The following is a 26,340-nucleotide window of genomic DNA, read 5'->3' on the forward strand; positions in this document are numbered from 1 at the left end:
GGAGAGACCACATCATGCAAGCATCCATCCGCAACACCCTGTTTGGCCTGGCGCTCGCCGTGGCGGCCGGTCACGCCAGCGGCGCAGAGCCGATCAAAATCGGCTCGGTGCTGTCGGTCACCGGCCCGGCGGCGTTTTTGGGCGACCCCGAACTGAAAACCCTGCAAATGTACGTCGAGGACATCAACAAAAAAGGCGGCGTGCTGGGCCGGCCCTTGCAACTGGTGCACTACGACGACGGCAGCGACGCCAACAAGGCCAATGGTTTTGCCAAGCGGCTGATCGACGACGACAAGGTGGACGTGCTGATTGGCGGCACCACCACTGGCTCGACCATGTCGATGGTGCCGCTGGTCGAGCGCGCCGGCCTGCCGTTCATCTCGCTGGCCGGCGCGGTGCCGATTATCGAGCCGGTGAAGAAATGGGTGTTCAAAACCCCGCACACCGACCGCATGGCCGCCGAAAAGATCTTTGAAGACATGAAAAAGCGCGGCCTGAGCAAGGTGGCGCTGCTGTCGGAAACCTCGGGCTTTGGCCAGTCGGGCAAAAAAGAAACCGAAGCAGTAGCCGGCAAATACGGCGTCAGCCTGGTGGCCAATGAAACCTATGGGCCCAAAGACACCGACATGAGCCCGCAGCTGACCAAGATCAAGAACACCCCCGGCGTGCAGGCTCTGTTCATCTTTGGCCTGGGCCAGGGCCCGGCCATCGCCACCAAGAACTACAAGCAACTGGGGCTGACCCTGCCCTTGTACCACGCCCACGGCGTGGCCTCGGAAGAGTTCATCAAGCTGGCCGGCCCGGCGGCCGAAGGCGTGCGACTGCCGGCGACGGCTTTGCTGGTGATCGACAAACTGGACGCCAAAGACCCACAAAAACCGGTGGTCACCGACTACGCCCGTGCGTTTCAGGCGCGCTGGAAAACCGATGTGTCTTCGTTTGGCGGTTATGCCTACGACGGGCTGATGCTGACGGTGGATGCCATCAAGCGCGCCGGCAGCGCCGACAAGGCCAAGGTGCGCGACGCACTGGAAGCCACCAAGGGTTATGTCGGCGCCAGCGGCAAGGTAAATATGAGCGCCAGCGACCATATGGGACTGGATTTGTCGGCCTTCCGCCTGGTGGAAATCAAAGCCGGTGACTGGGCGTTGTTGGGCAGCAAGTGAAAGGGCCGTCATGACTGATTCTGTGCTCACCGAAACCCACGGCCGGGTGGGGCTGATCCGCTTTAACCGCCCCGAGGCGATGAATGCGCTGAACGCCGACGTGGTGGCGGCGCTGGCCGCCGCCATCGACGACTTTGAAGCCAACCCGGACATCGGCTGTCTGGTGCTCACCGGCAGCGACACGGTGTTTGCCGCTGGCGCCGATATCGGCTTCATGAAGGATTTCAGCTATCTGCACGCCTACCGGACAGACTTTGTCACCACCGGCGGCTGGGAGCGGCTGAAAACCACCCGCAAGCCGGTGATTGCCGCCGTGGCGGGCTTTGCCCTGGGCGGCGGCTGCGAGCTGGCGATGATGTGCGACATGATTTTTGCCGCCGACACCGCCAAATTCGGCCAGCCGGAAATCCGCCTGGGCACGATGCCCGGCGCTGGCGGCACCCAGCGCCTGCCGCGCGCGGTGGGCAAGGCCAAGGCCATGGACCTGTGCCTGAGCGCGCGCATGATGGACGCCGCCGAAGCCGAGCGCGCCGGCCTGGTGGCGCGCCTCTACCCGGCGGCGCAACTGCTGGAAGAAACCCTGAAGGCCGCGCAGACCATCGCCGGCTTCTCGCTGCCGGTGACGATGATGATCAAGGAATCGGTTAATCGCGCCTTTGAAAGCAGCCTGAACGAGGGCCTGCTGTTCGAGCGTCGGGTGTTTCACGCCACCTTCACCCTGGACGACCAGCGCGAAGGCATGCAGGCGTTTGCCGACAAGCGCAAGCCGGTGTTCCGCCATCAATAGAGAGAGCCATGTCTTATTCCACCCTTGAAATCCAGCGCAATGGCGCAGTGGCCACGCTGTGGATGAACCGCCCGGAAGTGTTCAACGCTTTTGACGAGCAGTTGATCGCCGAGCTTACCCAGGCCTGCCAGGCGCTGGACCACGACGACAGCGTGCGCGTGGTGGTGCTGGCTGGGCGCGGCCGGCATTTTTCGGCCGGCGCCGACCTGAACTGGATGCGCCGCGCCGCCAGCCACGGCGAAGCAGAAAACCTGGCCGACGCCCGCCAGTTTGCCCGCATGCTGCGCACCCTGGCCACCTTGTCCAAACCCACCGTCGCCCGCGTGCACGGCGCGGCGCTGGGCGGCGGCACGGGGCTGACCGCCGCCTGCCAGATGGCCATCGCCAGCGATGACGCGGTGTTTTCTACCTCGGAAGTGCGCTTTGGCATCATCCCGGCGGTGATCAGCCCCTATGTGTTGCAGGCCATCGGCCCGCGCCAGGCGCAGCGCTATTTTCAAAGCGGCGAGCGTTTTGACGCCGCGCGCGCCTTGGCCATGGGCCTGGTCAGCGAGGTGGCCCCGGCCGCCCAGCTGGACGCGCGGGTGGCGGCGCTGGCCGAGTCGCTGTGCGCCGGCGGCCCGTGCGCACAACGCGCCGCCCGCGAGCTGATTGCCGCCGTACACGGCCGCCCGCTGGGCGAAGCCACCGACGAAGACACCGCCCAGCGCATTGCCCGCCAGCGCGCCACCGCCGAAGCGCGCGAAGGCATCGCCGCCTTTCTGGAAAAACGCCCGGCCGACTGGCTGCGCTGAGCCTTGCCGGATTCTGCTGTTCACCACAACAACCATTGGAGGAAGACACCCATGACCCTGAATCGCCCCCTGCTGGCCCTCACCCTCAGCGGCCTGTCCACCGCTGCCCTGGCCGATGTCACCCTGTACGGCGCCATCGACGAAACCCTGGAGAGCGTTTCCGCCCGTGGCGCGGCCAATAGCGCGCTGAACATCGGCCAGACCACCCGCGTGACGTCCAACAGTTCGCTGATCGGTTTCAAGGGCGCTGAAGATCTGGGCAATGGCCTGAAAGCCATCTGGCAGGTGGAAAGCGGCCTGGCCATCGACACTGGCGGCGGCAATTTTGGCACCCGCGACACCTTTATCGGCCTGACCGGCCCGAGCATGGGCACGCTGCAATTGGGTTATCTGACTTCGTCCGCCCGCGCGATGGGCGGGATTTTTGATATCAACAAGGCCGGCACCGGCATTGGCATGTCGGCGGCCTTGTTGGGCAAGTTGGGCAATCTGGCGGTGACCGATGCCGCGCTGAAAACCCAGGCCACTGGCCAGATTGCGCTGTTCGACAGCCGCTTGCGCAATTCGGTGCAGTACACCACGCCGACCTTCAACAACTTTTCGGGCAGTGCGCTGTACAGCACGGGCGAGAATGGCGTCGGCCCGCGTGCTTACAACGCCAATATCGGCGTGAAGTACGACGACGGCGCCTGGTTTGCCGCACTGGCTTACACCCGCTCGACCACCGGCGCGGACAACAGCTCGGCGACCAGCGTCAGCGCGTTCGAAAAAGTCAGCGATCTGCGCGCGGCGCTGACTTATCGCTTTTCGGCCAACACCCGCATCGGCCTGATGTATGACCGCACCGACGGCGATCTGACCCGCGCAGGCGCGCTGGCCTATGGCGGCAGCGATGTGAAGCAGTCGGTGTGGTATGTCAACGGCGCGCTGGGCATCGGCGCCAATGGCCGCATCATTGCTCAGTACGGCCAGGCCGGCAAACTCAGCGGCGGCAGCGCGGCATTGGCCGATAGCGGCAAGGCGCGCCACTACACCTTGGGCTATGAGCATGATTTGTCCAAGCGCACGCTGTTCAAGGCGATTTACAGCGAGATTCGCAATAATCGCGCGGCCAATTACGATTTTGGCATCGGCAGCATTGGCGGGGTGGCGGCCGGCGCGGATCCGCGCGGCTTTGCCGTCGGCTTGCGTCATACCTTCTGATGGGTGTTTCAGCGTCTGCCTGATTGGGTGGCGTTGCGTTTCCCCAGCTTGGGCCTCCGCCGGCAGTCGGAGGTCTTTTTTTGCCCATTCTGCAAGGAGTTGGCCATGCAGCCGATGCCGTCCGTCACGCCGATGTCCACCGAGCGGCCGTTTCCGCGCGGCCAGGTGGTGGTATGCCAGTATGACTTTAATTTTCATCTGACCTACGTCAACCCGGCGTTTGCCCGCATGCTGGGCTACAGCCGCGAAGAACTGGTGGGCCAGCCGCTGAAACGCATTGCCCACCCCGGCATTCCGCAGGCGCTGCTGGACGACATCCGCGCCACCACCGGGCGCGGCCAGCCCTGGCGCGGCATGGCCAAAACCTTGCGCCGCGATGGCGGCTATGTGTGGTCGGAGTCCTTGATCATTCCGGTGCTCAAGCGCGGCGAAGTCACCGGCTATATGTCGATCCGCAGCGAGGCCAGCCCGCAGCGCATCGCCGCCGAAGAACAACGCTACCGCGACATCCACGCTGGCGCGCGCCGTTATCACGAAGGGCGCGCGCCAGACTGGACGCGGGTGACGGCGTTTCACCTGCTGGCGACGCTGGGCACGGCGGCCACGCTGTCCGCCTTGTGTGCGCTGATGCTGTGGTGGGCGCCGGGCTGGCTGGCCGGGCGCGAAGGCGGGCTGGCGGCGCTGGCCGGCGGCTGCTGGCTGCTGACCCTGCTGGCCGCGCGCTGGCTGGGCCGGCGCACGCTGCGCGGGCTGGGCGACATCATCGGCCATTTTCACCGTATGGCCGAGGGCGATCTCAGCCATGAAATTCCAGTCGGTGGCCGGGACGAAGTGGGCCGGGTGCTGGAAGCGCTGGCGGTGATGCAGGGGCATTTGCAGGTGCTGCTGGACGAAGTCGGTGCAGCAGCGCACACCACCGAGCAGGAAAACCTCGCCCTGCTGGCCGGCATTGACGCGCTGGGCCAGTCGGCGCAGCAGCGGCTGGATGGCATGGCGCAGTTGCGCGCAGTCAGCGCCGACACTCTGGCGGCGGTGGGCCGCGCCGACGCCGATGCGCAGGCCTGCGCCGACGCGGCGCGCGATTCGCTGGCGCTGGCGGCCGAGGGGCGCCGCCGGCTGAACATGGCGGCGGATGCCGCCACCGATGCCCGCGCCACGGTGGACAGCACCGGCGAGACGCTGGGCCGGCTGGAGGACGCCATTCGCGAGGTGGAAAAAATGTCGGCGCTGATTGGCGACATTGCCGCGCAAACCCATTTGCTGGCGCTGAACGCCGCCATCGAGGCCGCCCGTGCTGGCGAGCAGGGGCGCGGTTTTGCCGTGGTGGCCGACGAAGTGCGCAAGCTGGCCGAACACACCAGCGGCAGCATTGCCTCGATCAGCCAGCGCGCCGGCGACATCCGCGCGGTCAGCCGTCTGGCGCGCGACGGCATGCAGGCTGCCGCCCGCCAGGCGCACTGCGCCAGCGCGGCAGTGGAGGCCGGCCGCGACAATGTGGCGGCCATGGCCGGCCACAGCGAAGCGATGAGCGCGCGCGTGGGCCAGATTGCCCAGGCCTGCGCCGCGCTGGGCGAGGCGATGACCGCTGCCCGCCAGCAGGTGGAAGATGCCCACCAGCAAACCAGCCGCGACCAGCATCGCCTGACGGCGGTGAATGCCGGCGTGGCCGCCGTGCGCGGCGAAATCGCCGCACTGGCCGAGCGCATCGGCCGCTTTCGCGTGGCGCGCGGGCGCGGCTGAGGCTGCGTCATCGCCGTGCAGGTGGAGGGGTGCGCCGTATGATTTCTGGCCTGCCCGGCCAGCCGTGCGGCTTCAGCGCGGTGGCCGGGCACCGGGCCTGGCCACCGCACCGCGCACTTCAAAGGTGAGTTTTTGCACCGTCTTGCCTTGCGCGTTCAGGAGTTCCAGCGTGTGGCGGCCCGGCCAGGGAAACCACGGCACGGCATCGCCCCGGCCCACCGGGCGGCCATCGATGCGCCATTGCGAACCGGGCACGCCGCGTGCGCGCAGCAGCAGGCGCTGGTGTTTGGGCGGGATGTCCGGGTCGATGGCGTACACACTGCCAGGCAGCGGCGAAACAATGCCAGGCGCCTGACTGTCGCTGGCGCGCACGGCAACAATCTCGCGCTGCTCGCTGCCTGCCAGAAAATACTCCTCACGCTCGGCTTCCACCTCGTCGGCGTAGTGCACGCGCTGACGCTGCACGCCGGCCGGCGGCGCGGGCGGTGGCGACGGCGTGTGCTGGTGCAGGGCGTTGAGCACATCCAGCCACACCGGCGCCGCACCGTGCATGCCAGACACATCCCACATCGGCTGGCCGCTGGCGTTGCCCACCCACACGCCAACGGTATAGCGGCGGCTGAAGCCCAATGCCCAGTTGTCGCGCATGTCCTTGCTGGTGCCGGTTTTCACTGCGCTCCAATAGCGGGTGGACAGGGCGCTTTCCAGCCCGAAGGTGCGCGAGCGCGCGCCACGGTCGGCCAGAATGTCGGCGATGATAAAGCTGGATGCCGCGTCCAGCAGGCGCACCGGCCTGGCCGGCGGGGCATCCAGCGTCCAGCGCGGCGGGCTGGCCAATCCGCCCTGCGCCAGCGTGCGGTAGGCATTGGTCAAATCCAGCAGACGCACATCCGCCGCGCCCAGGGCCAGACTATAGCCATAAAAATCACCGTCACGGGTCAGCGTGCCCAGGCCCAGCGCGTGCAGGCGGTCACGCAACAGGCGCGGGCTGACCATCGCGACGGTGCGCACGGCAGGAATGTTCAACGACGCGCCCAGCGCACTGCGCACCGACACCAGGCCTTTGAAATCACGGGAATAATTTTGCGGCGAATACAGCCCGCCAGCGGTGGCCATGTCCAGCGGACTGTCGTCCAGCAAGGCGGCGGCGGTGAGGTAGCGCTGTTGCAGCGCCAGCTGATACAAAAACGGCTTGAGCGTCGAGCCGGCCTGGCGCGGCGCGGTGACGCCGTCCACCTCGCGCGCGGCGGACAATTCACCACTGGAGCCCACCCAGGCCAGGATGTCGCCGCTGGCGTTATCCAGCACCAGCACCGCGCCGTCTTCTACATGACGCCGGGCCAGGCTGGCCAGATGGCGGTGCAGGACAGCGGCAGCCAGCCGTTGCAGGCGGGCGTCCAGCGTAGTGCGCACCACCCGGCCGGCCGGGTCGCGGCGCTGCTCGGCCAGCTTGCGGGCAAAATGCGGGGCCAGTTGTACGGTCAGCGCCTGGCCACCCTGCCGACGGCCAAGCGCCTGCTGAGTCAGCAAGGTCAGTTGCTGGCAGGCGCGCTGGCCGGCGGCGGCATCTGGTGCGGGCAGATGCAGTTGGACGGCCTCGTCAGCCTGCATGTCTTGATATACCGTGCAGGCGCGGCGGCTGAGCGTGGCAGCGTCGGCATTCGGGCCACGCAGCAGGGCGGCCAGGATGGCGGCTTCCTGGCGGTTCAGACCGTCGGGCAGTTTGTCGAACAAGGCCCGCGACACCGCGCCCACGCCCACCAGCTCGCCGCGAAAGCTCACCAGATTCAGATACGCCTCCAAAATCTCGGCCTTGCGCCAATGGCGCTCCAGCGCAACAGCCGACCAGCCCTGGCCCAGTTTCTGCCAGACGCTGCGCCCGCCAGCGCCCGCCTTCAGCTCGGCGTCCAGCAGGCCGGCCAGTTGCATGGTCAGCGTCGAGGCGCCACGGGTGCGGGTGTTCCACAGATTGGCCCAGGCGGCAGCAGCCACCCCCGACCAATCCACGCCACTATGCTGGTAAAAGCGTCGATCTTCAGACAAGACCAGGGCATGGCGCAGTGCCGGCGACATCTCGGCCAGGCTCACCCAGTCCTGCCGGCGCGCCTGCTTGTCGCGGCGCAGGCGCTGGATTTCTTCGCCATGGCGATCGACATACACCACATCCGACGCCAGCCAGGCGGCCTTGACCTCGGCCAGACTGGGTGTCGCCTGCGCTGTGCTGGCCAGCATCAGCCCGCAGACCAGCACGAGCGCGCGCCATCCCGTCTTAACGCGCATGCGTCACCGTCAGCGGCGCATTGGCCAGCATGCCGTATTGCTCAGGAGCGTACATTGCCTCGATGCGGGTGGGCGGCAACTGGAACACCCCGGCCTGGTTCAGCCGCAGGGTGTAGCTCAGGCGGTGTACGCCAGCCGGCAGTTGGCGGAAATACGCCAAATAACCGCTGTGGCGGCGCTCGACGAAGCTTGGCGTCACGCTGTCGTCGTTGCCCGCCTGGCTGACGGCAATCTGCGAATCCCGGCCCAGACCGCTGCCCAGCAGGCTGGCGCCGGCTGGAATCGGATCGTTCAGCGCCACCCAGCCCATGCCGGCTTCGGCGCGGATGTCCAGCGTGACCTTGAGCACATCACCAGGGCTGTACTGGCCAGGCGTGCGCTGGCTGAGCGGAGTCAGGGTTTTTTGCACGCTGTAGCCGGCGCTGCGTTGGCCATCAAATTTCACCGCTGCCAGCGCCAGCACCGACGCCCACGGCGCACCGCTGCCCTGGTGGCTCAGCCGCAGCGTGCCCTGACCGCTGGCCGGCCACGGCAACAGCGGCGCACTGACTGGCGCCTCTGCCGGCGTGACGGTGGCCCTGGCTTCGCCCAGCGCCGCCGTGGTCTGACCGCGAACCGGCACACGCTCGAACTGCGCCGAAAACGCCCGCGTAGCCAGCACACCCCACAGATTGGCGGTGGTGGTGCGCCAGTGGCCGCCCTGCTGACGGGCCAGCAAACCCACCGCCAGACGTGGCGCATCGTCGCGCCAATCCGGCAGTTGGCTGGCCAGCCACAGCAAGCGCGCGCTGGCAAGATCGCCGTCTTCCATCAGCCACCAGGCGCTGTCCTGCTGCTCGCGCGCCAGCGCCAGCCGTGCGCCCTGATACAACAGGCGCGCGCGTAGCAGCTGGCTGGCCTGTGCCAGTCGGGCATCGCGAGCGGGGATGGCCGGCTGGCGCAGCAGCAGCTCGGCCCAGTTCACCAGCATCGGCGTTGGCCAGGTTTGTGGCTGTACGCTCAGCACGTCGAGCATGGCCGGACGGAAGCGTCCATGGCGCTGCAAGGCCAGCATGGCAGCCAGCCGGCGCGCGTCCAGCCCGGCGGCGCCACCGGGCAGCTCGCGCTTGATGCGGCCTTCAACAAAGGCCGACAGCCCGGCCAGCATGCGCTCGCGCAGCGCATCAGGCAGCGGCTGGCCGGCTTCGTGGCTGACGCTGAGCAGATGGCTGGTGAGCACATCGCTGCCGGATGGCCCATTGGCACTGCTGCGCGGAAAATAATCCGCCAGGCCGTGCTCGTCCAGGTAGCCGGGCAGGTCTTCTTGCAGCTTGGCCCAGGCGGCAGCATCGCGGCGACCCAGCGCCACGGCGGCGCGCTGTTCCAGGCAGCTGAACGGGTAGTCCTCCAGCCAGCGCGCCACACCGGGCAGCTCACCTGCCAGCCGCGACTGCACGCTGACGCGTACGCCACCCTGGCCAGGCAAGGCGCCGGCAGGCAGCGCCACAGGCAGCGATTGCTCGCCCTCCAGCCGAATAAACGCCCCCTGCCAGACGCTAACCGGCACGGCCGGCTCGACACGCTGGCGCAGGCTCAGCCGGTCGCTGGCCGAGCCATCTTCCGCGCGGGCGGCAAACAGCCATTGCTGGACGCTGACGCCGGCCGGGGTCGTCACCGCCCAACTCAGCTGGCGAGCGTCGCCGGCAGCCAGGGTCAGCCGCTGGGCAGGCAGGGTCTGACTGTCGCGGCTGGCGCTGACCGTCAGCGTCAGCGGGCGCTTGCTGCCATTGCGCACCGTCACCGCCGCCGTCATGGCATCGCCTTCACGCGTCAGCGGCGACAGACCAGACACCAGTTGCACATCTTGCGCCACCTCAAAACTGGCCTCGCCGGTGCCAAACAGCTGCTCGCCGACATCGGCCACCGCCACCAGCCGAAAGCGGCTGAGCACGTCATTCACCGGAATGTCCACCATGGCTTCGCCGCGCGCATCCAGCTTGACCGCCGGTTGCCAGGTCAGCAGGGTATCCAGCAGCTGACGGGTGGGCGCCTTGCCGCCGCCACCGCCTGGCGGCAACGCCTTGCGACCGTAATGGCGCTTGCCCACCACTTGTTGCTGGCTGGTGGCGATTTCGCCACGGTAGCCATAGTCGGGAAACATCTCGCGCAGCAGGTTCCAACTGGCATTGGGCTGCAATTCCAGCAGGGCTTCGTCCACGGCGGCAAAAGCCACTTCACTGCCGGCCGGCGCCGGGCGGCCATCGGGCAGGCGCACCTGCACCCGCGCCCGTGCGGTCTGGCGCACCCCATAGCGCTCGCGCTCCGGGGTCACCGTCACGCTCAGGCGGTGGGCGCGGTCGCCCACGCGAATCTGGGCAATGCCGTACTTGACTGCCGGCCGCGACAAATCCACCAGCGCACTGGCCGGGGTGTAGTCCGGGCGTTCATGCCAGAAGGCATCCCACCAGTCTTTCGGGCGGAGCCAGCCCCAGGCAAAAAACGAATACCACGGCACTTCACGCAAACGGCCGCGCACCGCCAGCACCGACACATAGACATTCGGTGTCCAGTCCGGGGCGATGTCCAGCTCGAACTCGGGGCGATCCAGCTCGATCACCCGGGTGTCCAACACCCCGCCACGCTCGATCGCCACCCAGGCGGTGGCGCGCCGGAACGGCATGCGCACCTGAAAACGGGCGCGCTCGCCGGGCTGGTATTCGGTTTTGTCGGGGATGATGTCGATGCGGTCGTGGTCGGCCGCGTCAAACCAGGCGTCTTCGCCGGAGGCCGGCCACACCGAATAGCTGGCGCGGGCGCGCTGGCCGCGGTCGTCTTCTGCCTCGGCGATGAATTCCACCTGCTCGTGCGGCTTCACCGTCACCTGGCAGTCAAAACGGCCCTGGCTGTCGCTGACGCCTTGACACACCTCGCCTTCATCCCGACGGGTTTGCGCGTGTTCCCAGGCATAAAACCCGCCCACCACCCGCTTGCGCGCCGACAGGGTGTCGTGGCCGACCATGCGCACGCGCAGCTTGCGCCCCGCCTGCGGCTTGCCGGTCAGATCAAGGGTGAGGGCATCCACCCGCCAGCGGGCGCCATCCTTGCCGGCCGGGCTGGCGGTAACGCCCACGCGGGTGGCCGCCGGCCACAGGGCAATCCAGCGCGACACGGTTTGCCGCTCCCCGGACGGGTCGCTGAGCGAGGCTTCGGTTTTCAGCCAATAGGGGCGATCCAGCGCTGGCAGCCTGGAGATCAGCAGGCGGCCATTGCCCTGGGCATCCAGCTTGAGCGCGGCCTTGTCCAGCACCAGCTTGCCATTCAGCGCCTGCGCGCCAGTATCTTCCATCGGTTCAAAGCTGTATGTCTCGTAGCCGGCCACTCCGCTCTCGCGGGGGTGCAGCATGGCGCTGACGGTCAGCGGCCAGTCGCGCGCAGGCCCGCCATTGGCCCAGTTCACCTGCACGCTCAGCGGCAATTCACGGGCCGCCACGCCAGCGCCGGGCGCGGCATGGATCTGGCCAAACAAGGCGGGCAGGACAAACTCCTCAACCCGAAAAGCCGAGCTTTCCAGCTGGTAGCCATCATCGCGCGGGTTGGCCGCCTGCTCCGCACCGCTCACGCGTCGGCCCTTGCGCACCAGGGTGATGCTGTATTCGCCCAGCGCGGCATTGACCGGCAGGGTAAAGCGGGTTTCCGCATAGCGGCGCTGCCGCCAGGTCAGCGGCAGGGTATAGGTTTGCTCGCTCTGCTTGTGGCTGATGCGCACTTCGTCGGGCAGGGCATCGTGCTCAAACACATGCAGACCGCGCGCATCGCGCGTGCGCAAGATGTGCTTCATGGAAACGGTTTCGCCCGGGCGCAGCAGGCTGCGGTCCAGAATGCTGTGCGCCACCAAGGGTGGTGCGCCATCCTCCGGTGCTGAAAACGGAAAGCGCCAGGCTTCCAGGCCTTGATTCCAGCCGCTGCGGGCAAAGGCCATGTCTTCAGTACCCTGGGCATCACGCGCGCGCGCCACCACAAACAGTCCGCTCAGCTCGCCCGGCTTGTCGCACTGCGGTTCTTTCAGGGCATGGGGAATACGCGCCACGCCCTGGGCGTCGGTGTCGCCTTGCCACAGCAGGGCTTGCGTGCAGTCGTACACCCGCACACTGGCCTTGGCCACCGGCCGGGCGCGATTGAGCGTGCTGACCCACACGGCCGCGTTTTCCGGGGTGATTTTCAGATGCACAGCCAGATTGGTCACCAGCGCGGCAGTGCGCACATACATCGGCTGCGGCTCGCCCAGCAAGGCCTGGCCCAAGACGCGCGATTCCAGCTCGACCAGATGCAGGCCGCGTTTTGGCAGGGGCAGGCCAATCACCTCAAACGGCCAGTGGCCTTGTTTATCTGGCGTGCTCGGCAACTTCAGCTCGCTGGCCTGGCGCTGGCTGTTCAGCAGGCTCAGCCGGCGGCTTTCCACCGGCTGCGCGCCCTCAAGCTGGCGGCTTGGTGGAATAGAGGATTCGTGATACTGCTCGAACTTGCCCAGCCAGCGCATCATGGCGCGATCGTCATTCAGCCACAGTGTCTTGCCGCGCAATTGCGGGGTGACGCCAGACAGATTGCCTTCCACCCCGCGTAGCGTCAGTGGCAGCACCGGGTCGGCGGCTTCCAGCACGCCAAACGGCGCCGCGCTGAATTTGGCCAACGGCGAATAGTCAGCAATGCGCACGCCGCTTTGCAGCTCGGCCAGATTGCTCAGCAGCCGGCCGCTGACATCCCGCACATTGGCCGGCAAGCTGAGTCCCAGCGTCTGACGGGGTGTGAAGGGCGGCGCAAATACCAGCTCCGTCACTTCGCGCTCCTGCTGGCCCAATCCGGCCGCCTTGCCGCCCAGCCGGATGGCGGCGGCCTGGGCGCGAAGAATCGGCTCGCTAAAAACCAGGGAGATCGCGGTCAGCGGATTGCATTGCGCGCGGGCATTTTCACGCTGGCAACGCACTGTCGCGGTGAACGGCGCGCGCACCGAATAATTGATGCGCTGCACCTGCTGATCATCACGCGCCAGGCGCAACAGCAAGGCGCTGTCAGCAGGCAAACGGCGCGGGCAACTGAGCGTGGCCACCCGGTCGGCGTCTTTTGGCGCCAAGCCCTCGTCATTGGCCAGATGGGCCAGCAAGCGGCGGCGCGCCTCGGCCGCGATGGGCTGCATCAATAGCTGCTCTGGCCAGGCAGAGGATTGGCAATACACCTTGGGCGTACTGGCCAGCACGGTATTGAATTGCAGGGCAAAGACCTGGTCTTCATCCACCTGGCTGCTGTCGAATGGCCAACTGCGCACGATGGACGGCGCACCGGTGCGAAAGGCAAAGCGGGCCGCAGGCAGGACATCGCCCTTGAGGTCTTTCAGGCCGGGCATCAGGCTGATGGCGCAAGTGGTGTTGGCCTGCGGCGTGGCGGACAGACTGAACACCCAGTTTTTGTCGTCCACCCAGCGGCCAGCGCCGTTCAGCGGACAATCCCAGCGGATGGGCGCCGGGGCAGTGGCGCCGGCAGCCAGCGCCGTCATCGGCGTACTGAAGGTGATGCGCAGTTGTTCAGGCCGGGGATTTTCACCCTGGGGAGAAAAACTGGCCACGCCAGCGCTCAACGCCAACGATGACCACAAAGACAACAGCAAAGGCACAAGCTTGGACATGATCCGCGCCGGGGGATGACGATCGGGTGATTATGCCTGAGCCGCGTCAAAAACCCCTATTGAAGATCAACCCGCCGCCTGGCGCCGCTCAGCAAATCCAGCACAGCGGCCCTGGCGGGCGTGAGCAAACCGTGCACGCACCGCGCCAGGAGGATGTTGTGAGCCGCGCTTAACGCAAGGCCGCCGCGTAACGGCGGCTGACCTCATTCCAATTCACCACTTTCCACCATTGGGTGACATAGTCGGCGCGCTTGTTCTGGTATTTCAGATAGTAGGCGTGCTCCCACACGTCCAGCGCCAGAATCGGCGCGCCGCGCTGGGCAATCTCCGGCGCATCCATCAGCGGGTTGTCCTGATTGGCGGTGGAGGTGATGGCCAGTTTTTTGTCGGCGGTTACCACCAGCCAGGCCCAGCCGGAGCCAAAGCGGCTGACGGCGGCCTGGTCAAAGCGTTTTTTCAGCTCGTCCAGATTGCCGAACTGGGCGTCGATGGCCTGTTTCAGCGCCGCGCTGGGCTCGCCGCCCAGGCCGGGCTCGGCCATCACCTTCCAGAACAGATCATGGTTGTAATGGCCGCCGCCATTGTTGCGCACGGCAGCGTTGTACTGGCTGATCTTGCCTTGCAGCGCGTCCAGGCTGAGATGCTCCAGCTCGGGATAGCTCTTGATCTGGGCGTTGAGGTTGTTCACATAAGCGGCGTGGTGGCGATCGTGGTGGATTTCCATGGTGGTTTTGTCGATCACCGGCTCCAGCGCGTCGGCGGCGTAGGGCAGCGGCGGCAGGGTGAACTGGGCAAAAGCCAGGCTGGGCAACAGGGCAGCAGCCAGGGCCAGGGGACGCAGGGAAGAGAACATCAGTGGGGCTCCTGTGGGGGAATGCAGCCCGCATGATAAAAGCAGGTGGCGGCTGCGGGCTATTGGGGAAATTTCGCACCCGGCGTAAACCCGCGCAGAAAGCTCAGCGCAGCGGTGCGGTGCGGTGCGGGCCAAGCGTGTGACAAGACGCGGCAAGCACGCCAGAAGGCGATCGGCCCCGGCGCGCGCAAGGCAGGCCGGGGCCGAGGGTGGGGCGATGCAGCCGTGAGCGGCTTAACGTCACTCACAAAACCCAGCGCAGCGATCCTGGCCAAGTGTGTGCAGACAGTGCGGGTAGTACGACAAGGTCACACCACAACGCCAGGAGGGTTTGGTAAGCGGCGCTCAGTCGTCCATATGCGCTTGCAGGTAATTCGGCAAGGTCACATTGGCGATCAGGCTATGCTGGGTTTCCAGCCAGTCGATGGCTTCTTCACAGTGCTCCAGCAGGTCTTCCAGCAGCTCGCGGCTGACATAGTCGCCAGCGGTTTCGCACAGGGCGATGGCCTGCACCAGGAGCGGGCGCTGAATGTCGCGCTCGTAGGTGAGGTCGCCTTGCAGGCATTCTTCCACGTGCTCGCCAATCAGCAGCTTGCCCAGGTCTTGCAGATTGGGCAGGCCTTCCAGGAACAGAATGCGTTCGATCAGCTCGTCGGCTTCTTTCATCACCCGGATGGATTGCTTGTATTGGTAGTCGTTGAGCTTTTCCAGGCCCCAGTTGCGGAACATCCGCGCGTGCAGGAAATACTGGTTGATGGCGGTCAGCTCGTTGCGCAGCACCTTGTTCAGGGTGTCGATGACTTTTTTGTCGCCTTGCATGTGCGGCTCCTTGCGTCAGGTGGGGCTGCCAGAACCCATCTGGCTTTGCAGGTAGTTGGGCAGGGTCACCAGCTTGATCAGGCGCAGTTGTTTTTCCAGGAAGTAGGCGTGATCCATTTCGGTGTCTTCCAGCTGCACTTGCAGCATGTCGCGGCTGACGTAGTCCTGTGCGGCCTCACAGGCGGCAATCGCCTGCTTGAGTGCGGCGTCGACTTTGTATTCCACGTCCAGATCGGCTTGCAGCATCTCCGGCACGGTTTGGCCAACATGCAGCGGCTCGCGCTTGGCCAGATTGGGCGTGCCTTCCAGGAACAGGATGCGCTGAATCAGCGCGCGGGCGTGCTGGCGCTCGTGCTCGGATTCGTGGATGGTTTTTTCCGCCAGCGCGTGCAGGCCCATGTCAGCGTACATTTCGCCGTGGATCAGGTATTGATCGACAGCGGTCAGCTCGCCAGCCAGAAGCTCATTGAGAATGTCGATGATTGTGTTGTCGCCCTTCATGGCGTTCTCCACATAAGTTGTCGTAAACGGGCTGGCTTGCGAACGTCGGCTGGCTTGCCCCTGTGGCGTATTGTAGGTGCAGCGTGGGGCATGTCCAAGTGAAAACCGCAGCCAAGCCATTGAATTTCAAAGAATTACAAACCATTCTCATTTGCTTGATGCCTGGGCGCCATCCGCCAAGCTGGCCGGTTTGGCCTGCCCGGCGAAAGCCCCTTCACCAAGGCCATGCGGCAAGGCCATGAAAGTACACGAAAAAAACATGCCAGGCGCGCGCAAGGCGGGCCTGGCATGACATGGGCAAGCTGGCATCATCCGGCCAGCCGTGCGGGGGTTTACGACTTGTCGGCTTTATCCGCCTGCCAGCCGCCGCCCAGCGCCTTATACAACTCCACCGTCGCGCTCAGGCGCTGGCGCTGGGCGTCGATGGCGTCCAGCTCGGCCTGAAACAGCCCGCGCTCGGCGTCCAGCACTTCCAGATAGCTGGAATACCCATTGTCGTAGCGCAGCCGCGCCAGTCGCAGCGAGCGCTTGAGCGCGCCCACCTGGGTGGCGCGCGCCTCGGCGGCTTCGCGGGTTTTGCGGTGCGCCACCAGCGCGTCCTGTGCTTCTTTAAAGGCGGTCTGGATAGCCAACTGGTATTGCGCCAGCGCCTGGCGTTGCCGCGCGCTGGCGGCGTCCACCCCGGCGGCGGTTTTGCCAAAGTCAAACAGCGGCATGGCCAGATTGGCGGCAAAGCTCCAGGTGGCGGCCGGGCCGTTGAACAGATTGTTCAGCGCCACGCTTTCCGAGCCCAGCAGGCCGGTCAGCGAGATGCTGGGCAAGAAAGCCGCGCGCGCCACGCCGATGCGGGCATTGGCCGCCACCAGGTTTTGCTCGGCCGCCTGCAAGTCCGGGCGGCGGGTGAGCAGGCTGGAAGGCAGGCCGGCCGGCACGGCGGGCGGCGCGGTCAGCGCGCCAATCGCCTTGCCGCGCGGCAGGCCGCCGGCAACGATGTCGCGCGGGCTGCGCCCCACCAGCACCGCCAGCGCGCTTTCGGCTTGTTGCGCCTGCTGCGCCAGCGCCGGCACGGCGGCGGCAGCCACCGCCGCTTCGGCCTGCGCCTGGCGGTAGTCCAGCTCGGAGGTGATGCCGCCCTTGAAACGTTTTTCCTGCAAGAGCAGCGCCTGCTGGCGGGTGGCCAGCGTGCTTTCCGCCAGGCTGAATTGCTCATCCAGCGCGCGCAGGCTGAAATAGCCCTGCGCCACCTGCGCCAGCAGGGTCAGCCGCACGGCGTCGCGGTTGGCCTGGCTGGACAACAGGCTGGCTTGCGCGGCTTCGTTGGCGCGGCGCAGCTTGCCCCACAGGTCCAGCTCAAAGCTCAGCGTGGCGGCGGCTTGTTTGTTTTCCACAATCGGCCGGCCGGGCGCCGGTTGCAGGCCCACCGCGCTGCCGCGCGCGCGGCTGCCCTGGGCGCTGGCGTTCAGGCTGGGCAGCAGGTCGGCCTGGGCGATGCCGGCCAGCGCACGCGCCTCGTCCACCCGCGCCACCGCCAGGCGCAAGTCCTGGTTGTGTTGCTCGGCGGCGGCGATCAGCGCATCCAGCACCGGGTCGTCAAAGCGTGTCCACCAGCGCGCGTCCAGCGCTGGCTTGTGCGCCTCGGCGTCCAGCCGCCAGGCGTCGGGCAGCGGCGGGGTGTCGCGCTGGTAGTCGGGGCCGATGGCGCAGGCCGACAACAGGCCAGAGGTGAGTGCAAGCAAAATCAGTCGGCGCATCAGGCGTCCTTTCCATCATGCTGGCTGACCGCGACCGGCGCGGGGCGACGGCCCAGACGCATGATCAGCATGAACAACATCGGAATGAAAAACGTGGCAATAAACGTGGCCGCCAGCATGCCGCCAATCACCCCGGTGCCAATCGAATGGCGCGAGGACGCGCCCGCGCCAGTGCTGATGGCCAGCGGCACGCAGCCCAGCACAAAGGCCAGCGAGGTCATGATGATCGGCCGGAAACGCAGGCGGGCGGCGGCAATGGCCGCGTCGGCCAGCGACAGGCCTTCCTCCAGCTTGAGCATGGCGAATTCCACAATCAGGATGGCGTTTTTCGCCGCCAGGCCAATCAGCGTCACCAGGGCAATCTGGAAGTACACATCATTGGCCATGCCGCGCAGCCAGTTGGCGCTAATGGCGCCAAACACGGCAAACGGCACCGCCAGCAGCACGGCAATCGGCAGGTTCCAGCGCTCGTACTGCGCAGCCAGAATCAAAAACACCATCACCAGGGCAAACACAAACACCAGGGTGGAAGCGCCGCCGGTTTGTTTTTCCTGGAAGGCCGAGCCGGTCCAGGCCAGGCTGTAATCGTCGGACAACACTTGCGCGGCCAGTTCTTCCATGGCGGCAATCGCCTGGCCCGAGCTGTAGCCCGGCGCCGGGCCGCCGACAATCTTGGCCGACGGGAAGATATTGTAGCGTTCGACGATTTCCGGGCCGGTCACCTGCTTGACCGTCACCAGTGCGGTGAGCGGGATCATCTCGCCGCTTTGCGAGCGCACGTGGATATTGCGGATATCCTCGGGGCGCGAGCGGAAGTCGGCTTCCGATTGCAGCTGCACGCGGAAGGTGCGGCCCAGCTTGTTGAAGTCGTTGACGTACAACTCGCCAAAGGTGCTTTGCATGGTGTCGAACACGTCGTTGATCGGCACGCCGTAGGTCTTGGCTTTTTCCCGATCCAGCTCGATGAACAATTGCGGCACATCGGCGCTGAAGGTGGTGGACAACTGGCCAAGCTCAGGGCGCTTGTGCGCGGCTTCGATCAGCTTTTGCGTGGCGGCGGCCAGGTCTTTCGAGCCGCCATTGCCACGGTTTTGCACGTACACCTCAAAGCCGCCCGTGCTGGACATGCCGGAAATCGGCGGCGGGTTGAAGGCCAGCACCATGGCTTCTTTCACGCCCATGCCGGCGCCAAACATATAGCCGACAATCGACTGCGCCTGGTCGCTTTCGGCGCGGCGTTCTTTCCAGTCTTTCAGCGTCAGGAACGAAGCGCCCGAGTTGGTCTTGAACGAGCCGGTCAGCAGATCAAAGCCGGTGAAGGTCAGCACATCGGTCACGGCCGGGTGGGCCATGGCCAATTTGTCCACCTGCTGGGTGGCGTGCTGGGTGCGCGACAGCGACGCGCCGTCGGGCAGCAGGGTCACGGCAATCACATAGCCCTGGTCTTCGTCCGGCACCAGGCCGCCCGGCACCACGCGGAACAAACCGAGGGTGACCGCGACAATGCCGCCGCACACCAACAGGCCCAGCGCGCTGCGGCGGACAAAAAACGCCACGCCACGGGTGTAGCGGCCGGTCATGCGGGCAAACCAGTTATTGAACACGTCAAAGAACTTGTGCGCCGCCTGATGGCCAGGCTTGAGCAACACCGCGCACAGCGCCGGGGTCAGCGTCAGCGCGACAATGCCGGAGATCACCACTGACATGGCGATGGTGATGGCGAACTGCTTGTACATCTGCCCGGCCAGGCCGCCCAGAAACGCCACCGGAATGAACACCGCGCACAGCACCAGCACAATGGCGATCACCGGACCGGTGACTTCCTGCATGGCTTTCAGCGTGGCGTCCACTGGCGAGAGCTTGTCTTCCTCCATGATGCGTTCGACGTTTTCCAGCACCACGATGGCGTCATCCACCACAATGCCGATGGCCAGCACCATGCCGAACAAGGTCAGCGTATTGATGGAAAAACCCAGGAGATACATGCCGGCAAAGGTGCCGACAATCGACACCGGCACCGCCAGCGACGGAATCAGCGTGGCTCGCCAGTTTTGCAGGAACAGATACACCACCAGGAACACCAGCACCATGGCTTCGCCCAGGGTCTTGACCACCTCGTCGATCGAGACTTCCACAAAGCGCGTGGTGTCGTAAGGGATCTTGTACTCCAGGCCGGCCGGGAAGCGTTTTTTCAGCTCGACCATCTTGGCGCGCACCGCTTGGGCGGTGTCCAGCTGGTTGGCGCCCGGCGCCAGATAAATGCCGATGGGGATGGTTGGCTGGCCGTTGCGGGTGGCCGAGAAGCTATAGTCGCGCGCGCCCAGCTCGACGCGGGCGATGTCCTTCACCCGCACCTTGGAGCCATCCGGGTTGGCGCGCACGATGATGTTCTCGAACTCTTCCGTGCTTTGCAGCCGGCCCTGCGTGGTCACCGTGTAGGTGAACTCCACCGGGCTGCGCGTCGGCTCGGCGCCCACCTTGCCGGCGGCAAACTGGGCGTTCTGCTCGCGGATGGCCTCGGCCACCTGCGACGGCGTCAGCTTGAGCTGGGCCATGCGGTCGGGCTTGAGCCAGATGCGCATCGAGTAATCCTTGGCGCCAAAAATCATCGCCTCGCCCACACCCGGAATGCGCTTGATCTCGTCCAGCACGTTCACCAGCGCATAGTTGCTGATGTACACCGAGTCATAACGCTTGTCCGGCGCATCCAGCGCAATCACCTGCAGGAAGTTGGCCGACTGCTTTTGCACCGTCACCCCCTGGCGGCGCACCTCTTCCGGCAGCTGCGCCAGCGCCGATTGCACGCGGTTGTTGACGTTGATGGTAGCCTGGTCGGCATTGGTGCCGATGGCGAAGGTCACCGTCAGCGCCAGCTGGCCGTTGGAGGCGCTGGCCGAATTGATGTAGAGCATATTGTCCACACCGTTGATCTGCTGCTCCAGCGGCGCGGCCACGGTCTGGGCAATCACCTCGGCGGACGCGCCGGGGTAAATCGCCGTCACCTGCACCTGCGGCGGCACGATCTGCGGGTATTGCTCCACCGACAGCGCCCGCATGGCGGCAAAGCCGGCCAGCAGGATGATGATGGAGATCACGCAGGCAAAAATCGGCCGGCGGATAAAGAAAGCCGAGAACATGATTTACGCCCCCTTCGCCGGCGCAGCGGCCGGCTTGCCGGCGGCGGTCGGATCCACCACCTTCACCGGCGCGCCCGGACGGGCCTTGATATTGCCATCGACAATCACCCGGTCGCCGGCTTGCAGGCCGCGCACCACGATCACCTCGTTTTTCACCTCATCGCCCAACTCCACCGGACGCGGCTCGGCCTTGTTCTGCGCATTGGCGACAAACACCAGCTTACCCTGCTGGGTGGACAACACCGCGCGTTGCGGAATCAGCATGGCGTTTTTCAGCTTGCCGCCCTTCAGGTAAACGCGCACAAACTGACCCGGCAGCAACACACCGTCCGGGTTGGCGAACTCGGCGCGCGAGCGGATGGCGCCGGTGCTCGGGTCGATCAGGTTGTCGGTAAAGTTCAGCCGGCCCGCCGTGGGGAACATCGAACCATCCGACAGCTTGACTTCCACCGTATAGCGCTCGCCCTCAGGCGGCTCAAAACGGCCCTGCGCCTGCCAGGTGCGCAGACGCAAGAGCTCGTTATCAGACATCGAGAAATTCACATACATTGGGTCGAGCTGGGAAATCTTGGTCAGCAGGCTGGCGTCACCGCTGGGCGACACCAGGCTGCCTTCCGAGCGGACTTCTTTTGAAGTCATGCCGGAAATCGGCGCGGTGACGCGGGTGTAATCCATATTGATCTGCGCCTCGCGCACGCGCGCGCGCGCCGCCGCCACCGAGGCCTGCGCCGACTCAAAATTGGCCACCGCCTCGTCGCGGTCTTTCTGGCTGACGGCGTTTTCGGCAAACAAAGGCAGAATGCGCGCCTGATCCTGCTTGGCGCGAATCAGCTTGGCCTGCTCAACCTCCAACGCGCCGCGCGCCTGATCCAGCGCCGCCTTGGCTTGTTCCGGGTCGATCTGATACAGCGCATCACCGGCCTTCACCGGCCGGCCTTCCGCGTACAAGCGCTTGAGCAAAATCCCGCTCACCCGCGCGCGCACCTCCACCTCGCGCGAACCGGCAGTCTGGCCGACATACTCCAGCGGCAAAGGCACATCCGCCGGCTTGACCGTCACCACGGTCACCTCCGGCGGCGGCATGGCAGGCATGCCTTCTTGTTTATCCTGGCAAGCGCTCAAGGCCAGCGCAGTCAAAGGCGCAGCCAGCCAGTAAAGCGAACGCCGCGCGGGCGCAAATGGGGGTGTGGTGTTCAAAATCACTCTCCGCGGCTGCTGACAGCCAAGATTTCAGGGTAGCGGGCCTTGCGCCGCTCACGCGGGCAAAACCGATTTGGGGTGAACCTTATCCCGCCGGGGGCAGGCGGGCCGGGCAACCATCTTGGGGTGAAACGTTTACCGGTGATGCTTGATGTCTCGGACTGGGTGATGCGTGCTTGCTGTCGTGATTTCGGTGCGGGCGTCATCGGCGGCGTGCGCCAGACCTTGCGCTTCACCCGTCATTCCCGCGCAGGCGGGAATCCAGAATTCACCACAGCGTGGGGGGTGTGCGTTACTCACCAAACTGCGGTCAACGCGTTTTCGCCGTCGCCACGCTGTGGGACCTTGCCTGGGTTCCCGCCTGCGCGGGGACGACGTGGGGATGGGGTAAAGCACCGAGGTGGCACACAACCACAGCGCCATCCGTGACTCGTTGCACCCTATACACCTAATGACAAAGTCTAGATTTTCAGGGCTTTGCCCGTCGCGCCTAGCCGCTTTACCTCCCCGTAAAGCGCGCCGAGCATCGCAGCCAGCCCGGGAGCAGTCCGGCCCGGCTAAGCGGCGGCGCAGCCGACGCGCCATTCCGGGACGGCCCGGGCTGGCGAGAAGCACAGGGCCCCCCCCGGCGCCGCAGGCGGCGGACGGGCGCGCGTCCCGGGGTCGCCTTTCTTTGCCTACTTTCTTTGGCGAAGCAAAGAAAGTAGGGCGCGCACGGGGCGCCACCCCGTCTCAATCCCCCGCGCGTCAGCGCGGACCTTCAAATTACCTAAAAATGGGAACTTACACGCAACACCCCAATCTTACATACATGCTAGAATGTATGTAAATACAAATTTGCGACCTCCTACCCCGTCGCACACGCCATGTGCTTGTTCCCATGGCATAAATCGCCCGGATTGCCCCAGCGCCGCCGATTCATGCGACAATCCGCGCCCATCGCGCCAGACCCACCCAACCCAGAGCCCACGCCATGCGCCGCACCAAAGCCGAAGCCGAACAAACCCGCAACGACCTGCTGGACGCCGCCGAACAGCTGTTCGACCAGCGCGGCGTGTCCAGCACCTCGCTGGCCGACATCGCCAAGGCCGCCGGGGTCACGCGCGGCGCGGTGTACTGGCACTTCACCGACAAAGAAGACCTGCTCAAATCCATGTGCGAACGCACCTGTCTGCCGTTCGACCACCTCACCGAGCAACTGCTGGCCGAACTGCCCGGCGGCGCGCTGGCGGCGCTGCGCCGCCACTACCTGGCGGTGTTTGAAGAAGTGGTGCGCTCACCGCGCACCCGGCAAGTGTTCAATATTCTGTGGAACAAATACGAATGCCCGGATGACAACTCGCCAGTGATGCAGCGTCGCCGCCAGCATCTGGACGAAGAACACCAATTGCTCACCACCGTGCTGCGCGCCGCGCGCGAACAAGGCGAACTGCGCCACCCAGGCGAACTGGACGATCTGGCAGTGATTTTGCAAACCGTGGTGATGGGGCTGATTGAACTGTGGCTGGCCGACCCGAACCGCTTTGCCATTGAAACCCGCTCGCGGGCGTATGTGGATATCTTGATGGGGGTGTTGGGGATGGCCCCGGAAGGTAGCGGGAGCGCGCCAAAGGTTTAACGCAAAAGGGGGACGCACCTGGCGGCTGCCAGATGTACATCACATGGATCTGCGCAGCGCGGTGATGACTATCGCTGTCCCACCAACCGGCCACCGCAGATGGCAGGGTAGATTGCCGTATGCCAGGCGCACAACGTATGCTGTGCACAGCGCGGTTGTATTCACAGCCGAATGGTTTTCTTCCCAGCATGGTGGACGGCAATGAAAGCAGAACGGATCACCCGCGCGCACTCGCGCGCCCAGAGCACAAGCACCACGGCCCTCAAGCATGTAGCCACACCGGCGACAGCCCGGAACACCGCACTGGCGCAGTTGGCGCACACCGCCGGACAGTCACCGCGGGCGGCACAACTGCAAAAGATACAACAGCTAGCCAATCAGCATCTGGGCGCTGCCCCGGTATTGCAACGCAATCAGACCGGCTTGCCTGATGGATTGAAAGCCGGAGTAGAAACCTTGTCCGGCATGTCGCTGGACAAAGTTCGCGTGCATTACAACTCCAGCAAGCCTGCCCAATTGAATGCACATGCCTACGCCCAAGGCGCCGATATCCACGTGGCGCCAGGGCAGCAAAAACATCTGGCACACGAAGCCTGGCATGTGGTGCAGCAAGCACAGGGCCGGGTCCGGCCCACCACGCAACTGAAAAACGGCGCACCAATCAATGACGACCCCGCGCTGGAGCGCGAGGCCGACAGCATGGGCAGCAAGGCCATGCAGATGAAAGCCGTCACGCCAATGCAACAGCTGGCGCAACCCAGCTTGCGTGCGCACACCTTGACGCCGCAGCTTGTCAAATATGGTGATTCAGCCAAGCTGGCCCGCGAACGCTACAAATCAAAAAGCAAAAAATCCAAATACACTTTTGCGCGCTGGAAAAAAGGCCGGGAAGCCCAACACCTGATTCCGGCGCAAGTCTGCAAGGAGTTTGGCATTCCGGCTGCCTGGGCCAACTCTGCCGTCAACGGCATGATGATGCCCTCAGGCCGCAGGAGCACCAATCATCAGCGACTGACGTCGCTGGACAAGGGCAAGCGCTTTCACATCAAAGGTGGCGGCGCTCACCCCAACTACAATAAAGCCGTATTCGCCATGGCGATCAAGGCGCCATTCAAATGGAAAAAAGGCGCGGTGAGCCGCCAGAAATTTGAAGCCCTGGCCCATCATTTGCGCGCCTTGAACCGGCCACGCCGCTCGGGCCCGGCGCAAGACTACGTGGACGACATTCGCTAATGGCCACTGAGCAAGCCAGGCGAGGCGTAACCCCCCGCCTCAATTCGCTTTTTTACCCTTGCCATACTTCTTGAACACCGTGCGCGCGTCCTCATGGGCGCGGTCCAGCGTGCAGATGGCCGGGTGGTCGTCGTGGCCGCTGAAATACCCGTCGGCCTGGGCGCGCATCACCATGTCGATGGCGGGCTGGTCGGCGATGTCGTATTTTTCGGTGATCAGCGTGGTGACTTCATCAAGGTGTTGCTCGTAGCTCATGGGCATGGGGGGCGCTTTCCGTCGCGCGCCTTCTGGCGCTGGATGAATAAATAAAATGATTCCACTTTTTCCCGAGCCCAGGGCGTGCGGCGCAAGAATTTCAGGCTGGACGCCAGGCTGGGCTCGTGGGTAAAGCAGCGGATGGGAATTTCCTGGCCGAGCGTGGCCCAGCCGCACTCTTCAACAAGTTCGGTGAGCATCTGCGCCAGGGTCACGCCATGCAGCGGGTTATGGGCTTGCGTGTTCAGGGTGTGCCTCTATCAACAATCAAGGCCCGCCGCATCATCGGCGGGCCGCAGCGCGTATTGTGGCATGAGGCGGACAGATGTTCAGCGCTTTTGCGCAGGGCAAAATCCTTCAAGCCGGGCTGGCGGGCGGCGTGCCACAATCTGCCCTTGCGCCTCCACCCCCGGAACCCCGATGCCTGCCTCTCGCGATGAACGCGCGGTGTATTTCCGCGCTGACGACATTGCCCCGCTGGAATGCCTGGACGCGGTTTACACCCGCCAGGTGTTCGCCCCGCATTTTCATGAAGAATACGTGGTCAACACGCTGACCGCTGGCGCGCAGCGCTACCGTTACCACGGCAGCTCGCATGTGGCCGGCGTGGGCGCGCTGGTGCTGATCAACCCCGGCGAGGCGCACACCGGCGCGGCGGCGCATGCGCAGGGCTGGGCGTATTGCGGCATGTACCCGGCCGCCAGCTTGTTGCAGCGCCTGGCCTGCGAGATGGCCGGGCGGGCGGTGACGCCGTATTTTCGGGAGACGGTGATTGTCGATCCGGCCTTGTCGCGCGAGCTGGTGGGCTTGCATCGGCTGTTGCGCGAGGTGGCCGACCCGCTGACGCGCGAATCGGCCTTATATGCGGTGTTTGGCCAGGTCTTGCGCCGGCATATGGGCGTGCGCGAGCAGGCGCCGGCTCTGGCGCTCACGGCGGTGGAGCGGGCGCGGCAGATCCTGGCCGACCGCCTGGCCGAGCCAGTGTCCTTGCAGGAATTGGCCGAGGCGGTGGGGCTGTCGCCGTGGCATTTAAGCCGCAGTTTCCGCCAGCGCTTTGGCTTGCCGCCCGTGGCCTGGCGCAATCAGCTGCGGGTGGCGCGCGCCAAGGTGTGGCTGGCGCAGGGGCGGGCGGTCAGCGAGGTGGCCAGTCAGTTGGGTTTTGCTGACCAACCGCATCTGACACGGGCGTTTCGCGCCACGCTGGGGGTGACGCCGGGGGGTTATCAGCGTGGGTTGCGGGGGGCTGCGCAGCCCGCAGGATAATAAGCCTTTTTGCCGGCGCCCGCCGGCTATGCGCAAGATCATTCAAGCTTTTTTCAGCGGATGGCGGCAAGATGGCGGCCGGGT

Annotated in this window: 18 protein-coding genes; 8 read left to right on the plus strand and 10 right to left on the minus strand. The window is 65.3% G+C overall.

What is annotated here, in order from left to right; all coding sequences use genetic code 11:
* Positions 1 to 14 precede the first annotated feature (14 nt).
* From DFR34_RS10065 to DFR34_RS10085, 5 genes are all read left to right on the plus strand, one after another.
* On the plus strand, positions 15 to 1,166 hold the full coding sequence (locus tag DFR34_RS10065) for an ABC transporter substrate-binding protein (RefSeq protein WP_110391020.1): 1,152 nt from the start codon (positions 15 to 17) through the stop codon (positions 1,164 to 1,166).
* A gap of 10 nt (positions 1,167 to 1,176) precedes the next feature.
* The gene (locus DFR34_RS10070; RefSeq protein ID WP_110391021.1) at positions 1,177 to 1,953 is read left to right on the plus strand and encodes an enoyl-CoA hydratase; all 777 of its coding nucleotides are present in this window, start codon (positions 1,177 to 1,179) and stop codon (positions 1,951 to 1,953) included.
* 8 nt (positions 1,954 to 1,961) lie between these two features.
* Positions 1,962 to 2,747: an enoyl-CoA hydratase/isomerase family protein gene (locus tag DFR34_RS10075; RefSeq protein WP_110391022.1), complete on the plus strand. Its 786-nt coding sequence runs from the start codon at positions 1,962 to 1,964 to the stop codon at positions 2,745 to 2,747.
* A 51-nt stretch (positions 2,748 to 2,798) separates the two neighbouring features.
* Complete coding sequence (locus DFR34_RS10080; RefSeq protein ID WP_110391023.1) at positions 2,799 to 3,950, plus strand: porin; 1,152 nt, start codon at positions 2,799 to 2,801, stop codon at positions 3,948 to 3,950.
* Between the two features lie 105 nt (positions 3,951 to 4,055).
* Positions 4,056 to 5,690 carry a methyl-accepting chemotaxis protein gene (locus DFR34_RS10085; protein WP_110391024.1) on the plus strand — a complete coding sequence of 545 codons (1,635 nt, stop codon included), beginning with the start codon at positions 4,056 to 4,058 and terminating at the stop codon, positions 5,688 to 5,690.
* Between the two features lie 72 nt (positions 5,691 to 5,762).
* On the opposite strand, the gene pbpC is transcribed toward DFR34_RS10085, so the two are convergent.
* From pbpC to DFR34_RS10125, 8 genes are all read right to left on the minus strand, one after another.
* Positions 5,763 to 7,922 (minus strand): penicillin-binding protein 1C, encoded by a 2,160-nt coding sequence (gene pbpC, locus DFR34_RS10090; protein WP_245906857.1) that lies wholly within the window; start codon positions 7,920 to 7,922, stop codon positions 5,763 to 5,765.
* A 37-nt stretch (positions 7,923 to 7,959) separates the two neighbouring features.
* Positions 7,960 to 13,626 (minus strand): alpha-2-macroglobulin family protein, encoded by a 5,667-nt coding sequence (locus DFR34_RS10095; protein WP_110391026.1) that lies wholly within the window; start codon positions 13,624 to 13,626, stop codon positions 7,960 to 7,962.
* Between the two features lie 169 nt (positions 13,627 to 13,795).
* Positions 13,796 to 14,479, minus strand: coding sequence for a superoxide dismutase (locus DFR34_RS10100; protein WP_110391027.1), 684 nt, complete (start codon positions 14,477 to 14,479; stop codon positions 13,796 to 13,798).
* 345 nt (positions 14,480 to 14,824) lie between these two features.
* Positions 14,825 to 15,298 (minus strand): bacterioferritin, encoded by a 474-nt coding sequence (gene bfr, locus DFR34_RS10105; protein WP_110391028.1) that lies wholly within the window; start codon positions 15,296 to 15,298, stop codon positions 14,825 to 14,827.
* Between the two features lie 15 nt (positions 15,299 to 15,313).
* Entirely contained in the window at positions 15,314 to 15,799 is a 486-nt protein-coding gene (gene bfr, locus DFR34_RS10110) for a bacterioferritin (protein WP_110391029.1), read from the minus strand.
* Between the two features lie 332 nt (positions 15,800 to 16,131).
* A complete protein-coding gene (locus tag DFR34_RS10115; protein WP_110391030.1) occupies positions 16,132 to 17,550 on the minus strand; it encodes an efflux transporter outer membrane subunit in 1,419 nt (472 codons plus the stop codon).
* Positions 17,550 to 20,687, minus strand: a complete 3,138-nt coding sequence (locus DFR34_RS10120; protein ID WP_110391031.1) for an efflux RND transporter permease subunit — start codon at positions 20,685 to 20,687, stop codon at positions 17,550 to 17,552. Before DFR34_RS10120 ends, DFR34_RS10115 begins: the two co-directional genes overlap by 1 nt.
* Before the next feature lie 3 nt (positions 20,688 to 20,690).
* Positions 20,691 to 21,779, minus strand: coding sequence for an efflux RND transporter periplasmic adaptor subunit (locus DFR34_RS10125; RefSeq protein WP_110391069.1), 1,089 nt, complete (start codon positions 21,777 to 21,779; stop codon positions 20,691 to 20,693).
* Between the two features lie 1,081 nt (positions 21,780 to 22,860).
* Between DFR34_RS10125 and DFR34_RS10130 the strand changes: the two genes are divergently transcribed.
* Both DFR34_RS10130 and DFR34_RS10135 read left to right on the plus strand, forming a co-directional pair.
* Positions 22,861 to 23,505: a TetR family transcriptional regulator gene (locus DFR34_RS10130; protein WP_110391032.1), complete on the plus strand. Its 645-nt coding sequence runs from the start codon at positions 22,861 to 22,863 to the stop codon at positions 23,503 to 23,505.
* Between the two features lie 423 nt (positions 23,506 to 23,928).
* Positions 23,929 to 24,738 carry an eCIS core domain-containing protein gene (locus DFR34_RS10135; protein ID WP_211309366.1) on the plus strand — a complete coding sequence of 270 codons (810 nt, stop codon included), beginning with the start codon at positions 23,929 to 23,931 and terminating at the stop codon, positions 24,736 to 24,738.
* A gap of 39 nt (positions 24,739 to 24,777) precedes the next feature.
* Here the strand turns inward: DFR34_RS10135 and DFR34_RS10140 are convergent, their stop codons facing one another.
* Both DFR34_RS10140 and DFR34_RS10145 read right to left on the minus strand, forming a co-directional pair.
* The gene (locus tag DFR34_RS10140; protein ID WP_110391034.1) at positions 24,778 to 24,999 is read right to left on the minus strand and encodes a hypothetical protein; all 222 of its coding nucleotides are present in this window, start codon (positions 24,997 to 24,999) and stop codon (positions 24,778 to 24,780) included.
* Positions 24,990 to 25,241: a VF530 family protein gene (locus tag DFR34_RS10145; protein WP_211309370.1), complete on the minus strand. Its 252-nt coding sequence runs from the start codon at positions 25,239 to 25,241 to the stop codon at positions 24,990 to 24,992. The genes DFR34_RS10140 and DFR34_RS10145 overlap by 10 nt, the downstream gene beginning before the upstream one ends.
* 172 nt (positions 25,242 to 25,413) lie before the next feature.
* Between DFR34_RS10145 and DFR34_RS17765 the strand changes: the two genes are divergently transcribed.
* Positions 25,414 to 26,256 carry a helix-turn-helix domain-containing protein gene (locus DFR34_RS17765; RefSeq protein ID WP_110391035.1) on the plus strand — a complete coding sequence of 281 codons (843 nt, stop codon included), beginning with the start codon at positions 25,414 to 25,416 and terminating at the stop codon, positions 26,254 to 26,256.
* Positions 26,257 to 26,340: the final 84 nt, after the last annotated feature.

The organism is Rivihabitans pingtungensis (assembly GCF_003201855.1).
GTDB classification, from domain to species: domain Bacteria; phylum Pseudomonadota; class Gammaproteobacteria; order Burkholderiales; family Aquaspirillaceae; genus Rivihabitans; species Rivihabitans pingtungensis.

Coding starts and splice junctions, on each gene's coding strand:
- DFR34_RS10065 (WP_110391020.1), top strand. CDS start 15: ATGCAAGCATCCATCCGCAACACCCTGTTTGGCCTGGCGCTCGCCGTG.
- DFR34_RS10070 (WP_110391021.1), top strand. CDS start 1,177: ATGACTGATTCTGTGCTCACCGAAACCCACGGCCGGGTGGGGCTGATC.
- DFR34_RS10075 (WP_110391022.1), top strand. CDS start 1,962: ATGTCTTATTCCACCCTTGAAATCCAGCGCAATGGCGCAGTGGCCACG.
- DFR34_RS10080 (WP_110391023.1), top strand. CDS start 2,799: ATGACCCTGAATCGCCCCCTGCTGGCCCTCACCCTCAGCGGCCTGTCC.
- DFR34_RS10085 (WP_110391024.1), top strand. CDS start 4,056: ATGCAGCCGATGCCGTCCGTCACGCCGATGTCCACCGAGCGGCCGTTT.
- pbpC (WP_245906857.1), bottom strand. CDS start 7,922: ATGCTGGCCAGCACAGCGCAGGCGACACCCAGTCTGGCCGAGGTCAAG.
- DFR34_RS10095 (WP_110391026.1), bottom strand. CDS start 13,626: ATGTCCAAGCTTGTGCCTTTGCTGTTGTCTTTGTGGTCATCGTTGGCG.
- DFR34_RS10100 (WP_110391027.1), bottom strand. CDS start 14,479: ATGTTCTCTTCCCTGCGTCCCCTGGCCCTGGCTGCTGCCCTGTTGCCC.
- bfr (WP_110391028.1), bottom strand. CDS start 15,298: ATGCAAGGCGACAAAAAAGTCATCGACACCCTGAACAAGGTGCTGCGC.
- bfr (WP_110391029.1), bottom strand. CDS start 15,799: ATGAAGGGCGACAACACAATCATCGACATTCTCAATGAGCTTCTGGCT.
- DFR34_RS10115 (WP_110391030.1), bottom strand. CDS start 17,550: ATGCGCCGACTGATTTTGCTTGCACTCACCTCTGGCCTGTTGTCGGCC.
- DFR34_RS10120 (WP_110391031.1), bottom strand. CDS start 20,687: ATGTTCTCGGCTTTCTTTATCCGCCGGCCGATTTTTGCCTGCGTGATC.
- DFR34_RS10125 (WP_110391069.1), bottom strand. CDS start 21,779: ATGCCTGCCATGCCGCCGCCGGAGGTGACCGTGGTGACGGTCAAGCCG.
- DFR34_RS10130 (WP_110391032.1), top strand. CDS start 22,861: ATGCGCCGCACCAAAGCCGAAGCCGAACAAACCCGCAACGACCTGCTG.
- DFR34_RS10140 (WP_110391034.1), bottom strand. CDS start 24,999: ATGCCCATGAGCTACGAGCAACACCTTGATGAAGTCACCACGCTGATC.
- DFR34_RS17765 (WP_110391035.1), top strand. CDS start 25,414: ATGCCTGCCTCTCGCGATGAACGCGCGGTGTATTTCCGCGCTGACGAC.